Annotated in this window: 5 protein-coding genes and 1 CRISPR repeat array; of the genes, 3 read left to right on the forward strand and 2 right to left on the reverse strand. The window is 40.1% G+C overall.

All coding sequences use genetic code 11. The features are described from left to right. Positions 1-124: 124 nt before the first annotated feature. Positions 125-1,273: direct repeats of the CRISPR family, unit length 30 nt; unit sequence CTTTTAATCGCACCAATGTGGAATTGAAAT. A gap of 161 nt (positions 1,274-1,434) precedes the next feature. Next, complete coding sequence (locus tag H0W62_15215) at positions 1,435-3,000, reverse strand: T9SS type A sorting domain-containing protein (GenBank protein ID MBA3649867.1); 1,566 nt, start codon at positions 2,998-3,000, stop codon at positions 1,435-1,437. Positions 3,001-3,267: 267 nt separating this feature from the next. Here H0W62_15215 and H0W62_15220 point away from each other — a divergent pair, with 267 nt between their 5' ends. Next, complete coding sequence (locus H0W62_15220) at positions 3,268-5,127, forward strand: T9SS type A sorting domain-containing protein (protein ID MBA3649868.1); 1,860 nt, start codon at positions 3,268-3,270, stop codon at positions 5,125-5,127. 18 nt (positions 5,128-5,145) lie between these two features. On the opposite strand, the gene H0W62_15225 is transcribed toward H0W62_15220, so the two are convergent. Beyond that, positions 5,146-5,850, reverse strand: a complete 705-nt coding sequence (locus tag H0W62_15225) for an HAD family phosphatase (GenBank protein ID MBA3649869.1) — start codon at positions 5,848-5,850, stop codon at positions 5,146-5,148. Between the two features lie 172 nt (positions 5,851-6,022). On the opposite strand from H0W62_15225, the gene H0W62_15230 reads away from it, so the two are divergent. Both H0W62_15230 and H0W62_15235 read left to right on the forward strand, forming a co-directional pair. Then, positions 6,023-9,916, forward strand: coding sequence for a PKD domain-containing protein (locus H0W62_15230; GenBank protein MBA3649870.1), 3,894 nt, complete (start codon positions 6,023-6,025; stop codon positions 9,914-9,916). A 147-nt stretch (positions 9,917-10,063) separates the two neighbouring features. Next, positions 10,064-10,688, forward strand: a 625-nt coding sequence (locus tag H0W62_15235) for a hypothetical protein (protein ID MBA3649871.1), incomplete at its 3' end; no start/stop codon positions are given.

A 10,688-nucleotide genomic window follows, 5' to 3' on the forward strand; every position in this document is an offset into this window, starting at 1 on the left:
TAATGCCATGTTTACCACATTTCAACACATTGGTAATAATAATGACAATAATTATATTGATTTGAATACAAATACTAACTTGGAACTGGCTCTATGAATGGGGAAGCCTACAAACGGTATCTCACTTTTAATCGCACCAATGTGGAATTGAAATCATAAATTTCGGGTTGGTTGTACAGCGTGGTGGCAGTCTTTTAATCGCACCAATGTGGAATTGAAATCCTATGTACCGCAGCCGGATGGAATGTTAACGGCTCTTTTAATCGCACCAATGTGGAATTGAAATTAATTGCTCACGAAGTTTCAGTTGAGAGTTTCTTCGCTTTTAATCGCACCAATGTGGAATTGAAATATTCAAAATACCACTTTACCAACGATACTATCAAGCTTTTAATCGCACCAATGTGGAATTGAAATTTGATTGTAGGATATACCGCAGCTTATGTCCACTTCTTTTAATCGCACCAATGTGGAATTGAAATGATGGTAAACCAAAATTCAGTAAAAAAGTATGGCCCTTTTAATCGCACCAATGTGGAATTGAAATTGCATAAGCACTCTTTTTGGTTTCAATCCGGGGCCTCTTTTAATCGCACCAATGTGGAATTGAAATCTCATGTTGCCAGCCCACATACCCATCTTAACACGCTTTTAATCGCACCAATGTGGAATTGAAATTAGGGATGTAGTCTTTACCGTTCAGCAGGTCATCATACTTTTAATCGCACCAATGTGGAATTGAAATTAGAAGAAACAGGTGAAAAGTTTTATACGCTTACCACTTTTAATCGCACCAATGTGGAATTGAAATAAGAATAACTCATCGAGGGTCATTTCCACGTGGGATCTTTTAATCGCACCAATGTGGAATTGAAATTTTCTTACCATCTATGAAACCGGCAGAACAGATAAGACTTTTAATCGCACCAATGTGGAATTGAAATGCCGTTACGGTATGGTTTTGTACCATTTGTATGATGCCCTTTTAATCGCACCAATGTGGAATTGAAATTTTGTGGGAGGGGGCGTATTTCCAGACATACACCATCTTTTAATCGCACCAATGTGGAATTGAAATTGATTTCAGCATACTTACCGGGATAGCGATCGAAGCTTTTAATCGCACCAATGTGGAATTGAAATTTCAGCATGGCCGGTGCCATCAATAACTAATAGCTGCTTTTAATCGCACCAATGTGGAATTGAAATCAGTGATCCCGGAGGGAGTAGAATCAAACTCTCACTTTTAATCGCACCGATGTGGAATTGAAATAAAACTTTTCAAACTCTAAACTTTCAACCTTCAACCTTTTACTGCAAGTTCAGGGTGGTCAGTTCCAATGTAATAACTGCAATTTCTATTGCTGTTTCTGCACAATAAAAGAAGAAGCATGCCGCCATCGCATTGCTTCTTTTTTACAAATCTTATTAAGTTTAATCCAGCACCACTTTATAAGTAATTGTTTTTTCAAGGGCACGCACCTTTAAGAAATAAATTCCTGCGTTGAGTGCCCCACGATTAAAGATTAACTGATGGTTTCCTTCTGAAAAACTTGTATTTGCAATTGACATAACGATTTTTCCATCGGAAGAAAACAGGGCAACATGCACCTTGGATGGTTGCAGTAAAGAGAACATTACAACGGCACTGGAAGAAACGGGATTTGGAAAAACGTCGGCAGTTAATTCGCTGGCTAAGCTAGTTCTGGAAGTCGCTGTGGTAAAAGTATTTGTTGCTGACCAGGCGGAAGTAATGCGGGGATTAGAATCACAAATGGATTTCACGCCAAATTCATATTCCGTACCTGCTGATAGTTGTGCAACTCTTTTAATATTCTTTACAGAAAAAAAATAATCCCATAGCTTGGTGCCGGATGGACGCAAGCGGATTTTATATCCTATAGCATCATTTTCAGCGGTCCATCTTAGTGTGGCCGCAGTGGAAGAAATATTATTTACACTGGTTTGAGAAGGGGCATCGCATACTTCATTAGAACCAGGGATGTATTCCAGTATTTCAATACCTCCACCTCTTGCATGGTATATGATGCTTCCATTAACTTCAATGGAAACGCTTGAGTTAGGTATATCTTCCCCTGTAAAAGAAGTTACAAATCCGTGTGAGTCAGAAGATACATCAAACGCATTGATGCCCCCTCCCTTCGAAAGGAATAGTACATTATCCTGATAAGAATATGCAGACACTCCGTAATCCCCGCCTCCAAATGCGGTACTATCAGTAAAAAGAAAGACAGGAGATGAAGGTGTGCTAACATCGTATGCATCGTAACCCATAAAATCCTGCAGAGAGGAAAGCCACGGCAGAAAAATACGCTTATGAATTGTATCAGCAGAAATACCTTTCTCCTGGGAATGGGTATGAGCAATAGTGCTGATAAGCACCGGAGAAGCCGGTTTTACAATGTCGTATACCTTTACAGATGTAGTGGAATTAATGTACAAGGATCCTTGATTGATCGCCATTTTACCGGCACCATCTACACCGGCATCAGGAACCATTATTGACTTAACCAGCTTAGGGGCTGAGCTGTTTGATACATCTACCACGTATAGTGAATCTCCGGCTGTTAGGTAGACATAATTTCCATTTGTTACCAGATCTCCGGCTGCAAATGTGGTTGAGGGAATGGAAATAGAACCCGTTAAAACTGGTGAGCTAAAGTTGGAAATATTGTATACTGCAAAAGTTCCATTTCCACCTTCAGCAAGATAAGCATTCGTCCCTTCTACTCCCACTTCATGAGGCACTCCTCCGGGATATTCAGTTTGTGAAACAAGCTTGGGTCGAACGTTAGGGTTAGATACGTCGAAAATTATCATTCCATCCTGCGCTACGATTAAATGGTTATCTGAATATTTCATATCAGAAGTTGATATCAGCGGGGAATAGAAGGACAGTTGAACGATGGTCTGTGCTTTTGTTGAAAAACCCATAACGCTTAAGGCAACCCAAATAAAGAGTATTAAATTTTTTTTCATGATTTGTAGAATATTGAGGTTGTGATTTGAATAATTTAATTAAGTGTTTCGAAATTACTCCTGACAGGTGCAGCCAAAAAATCTATATTGTTGAATCGGAACTATTAATAGCTGAATGAGAATATCTTTTATTGTCTTTTATCAAAAATCAGCAATTGGTTCAGTAATCCAATACCTTCATTCGCAACAGTTAATTACCCATTTAGTGTTTTAAACTACTGTGAAACATAAGGTAATAATACATTCATGGGCATAAATAAAAACACAATGAAAAATTTTATCTTCTTAGGCCTGATACTGGTTATCTCTATTGCCCTTAACTTAAATGCCCAGGCGCCTAATCTTCAATGGCAGAAATCGTTAGGTGGAAGTGATAATGATGATGCATTCAGCATTGTTCAGACTACTGATGGAGGGTATTTAGTTGCGGGTCAAACTGCCTCTAACGATCAAAATGTAACCGGTAATCATGGGGAAGTTGATAGCTGGGTAGTAAAATTAAACCCTTCCGGTAATATTCAATGGCAACACACTCTGGGTGGTACAAATGATGAAGCGGCTTATGCAAGTCAGCAAACTTCTGATGGCGGTTACGTTGTTGCGGGGCAAGCCAACTCGACTAACGGAGATGTAATAGGCGGCCACGGAAGCTTTGACGCATGGGTTGTAAAGTTGGACGCAAATGGAATAATACAATGGCAAAATCCTCTTGGTGGAAGCGGTGTCGATTACGCCCTAAGTATAGCACAAACTATTGATGGTGGCTATATTGTTGGCGGACAATCTGATTCTAAGGATGGCGAAGTGACCGGGAATCATGGAGGTGAAGATGACTGGATTGTAAAATTGGATGCAAATGGAAATCTTCAATGGGAGCATTCCTATGGTGGCAGCGGTAACGAGGCTGTTTATAGCATTCAGCAAACTGCCGATGGGGGGTTTATTGCTGCAGGCAATTCTACCTCAAAGGATGGTGATGTTACCGGAGTACACGATATAGTATATGGAGATATGTGGATCATTAAATTGGATAATGCTGGTAACCTGGTTTGGCAGAAAGCCTTTGGAGGAAGCGATTACGATCAGGCGAACAGTATTCAGCAAACCAGCGATGGAGGCTTTATTGCAGCCGGATGGTCGCGATCAACCAATGGAGATGTAACTGGAGCACACGGCAATTACGATATGTGGATTGTTAAATTAGATATGGATGGGAATTTGAAATGGCAAAAAACTTTAGGGGGCAGCAGTACAGAGTATAGTTATAGCATTCAGCAAACACCTGATGGCGGGTATATTACTGCGGGACTAACTTCTTCTAACAATGGTGATATGAATGGTAACCATGGTGAATCAGATTTTTGGACGGTTAAACTTGATAAAAATGGCAATTTACAATGGCAGGAACCCCTCGGTGGAAATTTCTCTGATGAAGGCAGAAGCATAGATCGAACCAGTGAAGGCGGGTATATTGTTACAGGGTTTTCCAATTCGGATGAAGGTAACGTTTCCGGTAACCATGGTAATTATGATTTTTGGGTTGCCAAGCTCTTTTCATGTAATTGCATACCGCCGATTGATGGATTATCGGCCGGCAGTATTACCGCATCAAGTTCAAAAGTTCACTGGGATACTGTTGCTTGTGTAACAGGGTACAAGATACGATATCGCACTGTCGGGTCATCTTCATGGACTACTCAAAAAGTAAACAGTAATACAAACTCAAAAAAATTAACAGGGTTAATCGTCGGTACTGATTATGAGTGGGAAATAGCATCGAAGTGCTCTGCTAACCCTAATTCCTATTCCTCCTTTTCTTCATTGCAAACATTTACAACAGCTTCTGCAAGTTTTGAAAAAGCATATTCTGAAACTTCAGAGATGAATGTTATTATTTCGCCGAATCCTTCATCAGGACAAATAAACCTGGACATTAAGTCACATGAAAACAGTTTAAATATTGAGGTGGTAAACTATGCCGGACAAATAGTACTTAATAGTAACATTGTTCAGGAAAATGAGGATTTCCATGAGCAATTTGATATCAGCGTTCTCCCTTCAGGAATTTATTGTATTGTTATAAAATCAGGAAGTGAGATGACAAGTGCAAAATTTGTAAAGCAATAAGACTGGCCTTTATTTCTTTCATTCCTGCAATATTGAAATTATGCTGTCAGGACTGATAGAACTAAAATCATCGATAATCTTAATAACACCTGGTAATCTTTTTAAATCAGATTCTTGCCCGGAGGTTGTGATAAATACTGACCTCATTCCACCGTTGTATGCCGCTTCTGCTCCTTTCAATGAATCTTCAAATACAATGCATAGTTGGGGTGAAATATTTAATTGTGAAGCTGCTGTCAGAAAAACTTCCGGATCTGGTTTTCCTTTTTTTGTCTGCTCAGCTGTTATTATTACATTAAAAAATTTATGCGAATGAGTAGCTTTTAAAATCATTTCAATGTTAGAAGAAGCGCTTGCGGTTGCAATCGCAAGTGCTATATGAGCGTCATATGCTTGTTGTAAAAATGAGGGCAACCCTTTTATCAGGCTGATATGATCTTTATAAAGGGTTTGATATTTCTCTTCTTTCTGTTTACTGAATAATTCTACATCCTCATCAGAAAACCGATCTCCAAAATGTCTTTGGAGCACCTCTTCATTTTTTCCATACAACGTAGGTTTAATTTCCTCGGATGAGAGATCCTTTCCTAATTGCTTTAATTGTTGTTGCCATGCCAGCTCATGGTATTTCATGTTGTCTACCATGGTGCCATCCATGTCAAATAAAAAAGCAAAATTGTCGCTCATGATCGATTTGAAATAATCGCCGAAATTAGTCTTCATTTCCATATGATGCTCCTATTGAATTACTCCTGCCAGAGTAAACGGTGGTAGAGCCTTAAATCTGTATTAGCACCAGCCCGAACAGGATCAGGAATATGTTATCATGTCTTACTATTGATATCAGGTGCCTTTTCAAAGTCGTTTCTTTGTATTTTTATATTAATTAATCGGGATGAAACTATTGGTTCTGGGTATGCTTGCGGGAGCAATTTTGCTTTTCTGCTCAGCAAATGTTTTTTCACAACCTGTTGCCAGTTTTACAGTTCAATATCCGACTTCACCGTGTCTGCCTGTTACTGTTAATTTTATTAATACTTCTACAGGCGATTCTTTAAAATCTTATTGGAGTTTTGGAGTAGATTCAACTTCGGTTTCTTTCGAAGAAAATCCATCTTATACATATAATCTTTGTGGAACCTTTCAGGTTATTTTAAAAATTGCAGATGTATCAGGCAATACCAGTTCAGATACGCAGCAGGTAGCTATAGATTGTCCCCCGCATGCTGCATTTACTGCATTGGATTCTAACTCCTGTTCACCCTCTTTATTTTGTTTAATTAGTGAATCAGAAAATGCCTCTGCTTATTCATGGCTCATCTATAACAGTTCCAAAACTGTTTTTTTAAGCAGCCATGATAACAATCCGTGTTTTATTCTTACAAATCCGGATTATTACTCTGCCGTATTAATTGTAAGTGATACTGCTGGCTGCACGGATACCTTAACTAAGTCTGATTATTTACTCGTCTCCATTGTGGAGGCAAATTTTCATGCTTCGCTTGATTCAGGATGTGGTTCCTTACTGATTAATTTTTTTGATTCTTCCCTGGTTGAAGGAGATAGTACGGTAACGTGGTCCTGGAATTTTGGAGATCCGGAGTCCGATTCTATGAATACTTCTTTCCAGCAGAATCCTTCTCACTTGTATGACTCATCGGGAAGTTTTGTGGTATCCCTCACCGTTACAGGCGCAAGAGGATGCAGCAGCACAGCATTAGATACGATCTTGGTATTTTCTGCGCCAGGGGCCGCCTTTACCCTGAGTGATAGTGTAGTATGTGCAGACGCTGCAATACAATTTTCAGATCAGTCTTCTCCGCAAGGAAAAATTGATCAGTGGCAATGGAATTTTAATGATGTAAGCAGTGGTTCTGATGATGTTTCTCAGGAGCAAAATCCTGTTCACGTCTTTCACAATCCTGGTCTTTATAGCATTCAATTGAATGTAATAACTTCCGAAGGCTGTTTGGACTCTATCATAAAATCTATAACTGTTTTTAACAACCCGGTTATAAATGCGGGAAGCGATCAAACTATTTGCTCATCAGATTCAGTTCATTTAATGGCATCGGGAGGGGTTTCCTATGTGTGGACTCCATCCGAGTTCCTCTCAGATTCTGCTAGTTCTTCACCGTTTGCCTTTCCTCCTTTATCTACTTTATTTTTTGTTACCGGCGTAGACACCAATGGTTGTTCGGCAAAAGATTCAATCCTTGTAAATGTGCAGCCTTTTCCATTCATCAGCGCGGGAAATGACACGTCCATTTGTTCAGGAACTTTCGCAATACTGCATGCGTCCGGGGCCGATTCGTATCAATGGACTTCCTCTTCCACATTAAGCAACGATACTATTCCTAACCCCATTGCAACGCCAACCACTACAACTATATATATTGTTTCTACTACTGACCCGAACGGATGCATCGGATCAGATTCGGTGACAGTAAATGTGGTTCCAATACCAACCATTAGCATCACCAATTTAAAAACGGATTTTTGTTCAGAAGATACTGCGATAACCCTGATTGCAATCCCTGACGGTGGGACTTTCTCAGGTCCTGGTATTACAGGAAACCTCTTCAACCCTTCTCTTTTGGAACCGGGGGAATATTTTATCAGCTATTATTATATAGATTCCATTGGTTGCAGTGGCGCTGATACAGTTACAATCCACATTCATTCTAATCCTATCGTATCAATAGCGCCCGATACAGCCGCCATATGTGGGGGTAGTACACCTTTTATTTTTAACCTGCTGCCATCAGGAGGAATTCTTTTTGGAAAAGGCATAGTAAATAATCAGCTGATTCCTTCCATTGCCGGCGAAGGAATTGACACCATCTCCTATTTCTTTATTGATTCCGTTGGGTGCAGTGGAACGGATACTGCCCTTATTACAATTTTAAATTTGCCGGTAATTCATGCAAATGGAGATACGTCTATTTGCAAAGGTGATACCGTTCAGCTTATTGCAAACGGAGCAAAAGATTATTTCTGGTCACCGGGGAATTTCCTTAGTAATGATAGTATTGCTGATCCTCTGGCTTTTCCGGACTCCACTACTACGTTTGTAGTTACCACTGTTAATTCAGCAGGATGTTCCAATTCAGATTCCGTATTTGTTCAGGTGCTTCCCATACCTGTGGCAAATGCAGGAATTGATATCTCACTTTGTGCTGGTGATAGTGCCCAATTGCACGCATCGGGAGGAACTTTTTACTCGTGGTCACCTTCAAGAGGCTTGAGTGATCCCCTGGTATCTGATCCCTATGCATCTCCGGATTCCACCATTCAGTATAAGGTAGTTGTACTGAATGGAACAGAATGTGTGAGCTCAGACTCATTAATAGTAACAGTCAATGCACTGCCTGTAATAAATGCCGGAAGAGATACCGCAATATGTCTTGGCGATTCAATACAACTTCTGGTAACAGGCGGATTGGTATACGAGTGGTCTCCGTCTTCTTCTCTCAGCGATCCATCCTCTTCACAGCCTTTTTCTTTTCCGAATACTAATACCACTTACTTCGTGAAAGGTTCAGATGTAAATGGTTGTTCGGTTACAGATTCTGTAAAAGTTTCTCTTTTAGCGGCTCCACACGTAAACGCAGGAGGTGATATAGAAATATGCCTTGGTGACACTGTTAACCTGAATGCAACTGGTGCCCTGTCCTATCACTGGTCACCATCTTTTTTTCTTACCAATGCCGATATTCCTAATCCCTTCGCATTTCCGTCTTCCACTACCTTATATATCGTGACTGGAAGTGATACCAATGTTTGTAATGGATTTGATACGGTACTAATCACTGTAAACCCATTGCCGGTTGCAGATGCTGGAACGGATCAAATAGTTTGTGCGGAAAAAATGACGCAGCTGAATGCAAGCGGTGGCATTTCCTATTTTTGGATTCCTGGTCGTGGGCTTTCTGATTCTACTATCAGTAATCCTCTCGCCAGCATTACCTCCAGCATTACTTATTCTGTATTTGTCACTGACTCCAATGATTGCAGCGCTCTGGATTCAATTCACCTGGAATTAGAACCTTTGATTTCTTCTTTTGCCTACGGAGATACTACAATTTGTGAAGGGGACGAAGCATCATTGCATGCAGGCGGGGGGACTTATTATGCATGGTTTCCCTCAAACCTTGTGAGCGATCCAACGATTGCCAATCCAACTACCTCGCCACCGGTCACTACAACTTTTACAGTTACTGTTTCTGATGGTGTTTGCTATACAGATACGTTTAACATAAATGTACAAACTGAAGAAATTCCTTTTATAAGTGCAGGCGCGGATGTTACCATTTCTTCAGGCGAAAGCTATTCTGTTCCTGCCTCTGCATCGCAGGGTACCTATCAATGGTCACCACCGGAAGGGTTAAGTTGCACTGATTGTTTAAATCCTGTTGCATCACCTGAGCAAACTACCACCTATACGGTTACTGTTAGTGACTCTATAGGTTGTAAAACCAGCGATGATATCACGGTAGTAATTGGTTGTGAAAACGCAGTATTTGTTCCCAACGCTTTTACCCCAAATGGAAATGGAAAAAATGATATTCTGTATGTCCGTGCTGCAGGCCTCAGTAAATTACATTTCTTCAGAGTATATAGCCGGTGGGGCAAAATTATTTTTGAGTCAGATGATATTGAAAAAGGGTGGGATGGAAATCTAAACGGAAAGCCAATGCCACCAGGTGTGTTCCTTTATACTTTAGAGGCCGAATGCGGAAACGGAACGCTTATTCAAAAACAGGGAAATATTACTCTTATAAGATGAGAATTTATTGATTTTAAAAATAAATTTTTTTTTTAAGTAAAAACTTGGAAAACATGTAATGGTTAGTTTATATTTATGACACTCAATCACGCTTTAAAAGCTTGTGTGAATTTTTACAATTATTTTTCACTTTAAATTAAATTGCTCATGAAAACTCAATTTTACCGTTTAATGTTTACCTGCATCTTATGCATTGGTACTGTTGCAGCTGCATTCAGCCAATCATTTTGCATTATTGATGATTTTGGAGAGCCCTATATGCTGATGGCTACATCTACCGGGCCTAATTGCTATTCTTTAACAGGAACTGCTTCTATTACCGGTGGTGCTACAGAAGATTGGCCCGTTTCAGGAACTTTCTGTAATGGCTTTATCACTATCACGGCTACTAACCCTAACCCTGATGGTTGTACATCATTCGTTGATGCGGTTAATTTCAGATGGCATTACACTTGCGGAAAGAATGCATCTACTTGTGCAATGGAAGGCGGATATCAGCAAGTTTGCTTTGGTGGTGTAATTGGCGAATTTACGTTAGGTGCTACGGTTTATAAAAACAGCAGTGCATGTAATTCAGGAATACATGCGGCACACAGTGCTGCAGCTGTAAGCCAAAATAACAGTGCAAGCTCCACTCAGTCATTTTGCATTATTGATGATTTTGGAGAGCCTTATATGCTGATGGCTACATCTACCGGGCCTAATTGCTATTCCTTAACAGGAACTGCTTCTATTACCGGTGGTGCTACAGAAGACTGGCCCGTTTCAGGAA

This window comes from Chitinophagales bacterium (assembly GCA_013816805.1).
Lineage (GTDB): Bacteria > Bacteroidota > Bacteroidia > Chitinophagales > UBA10324 > MGR-bin340.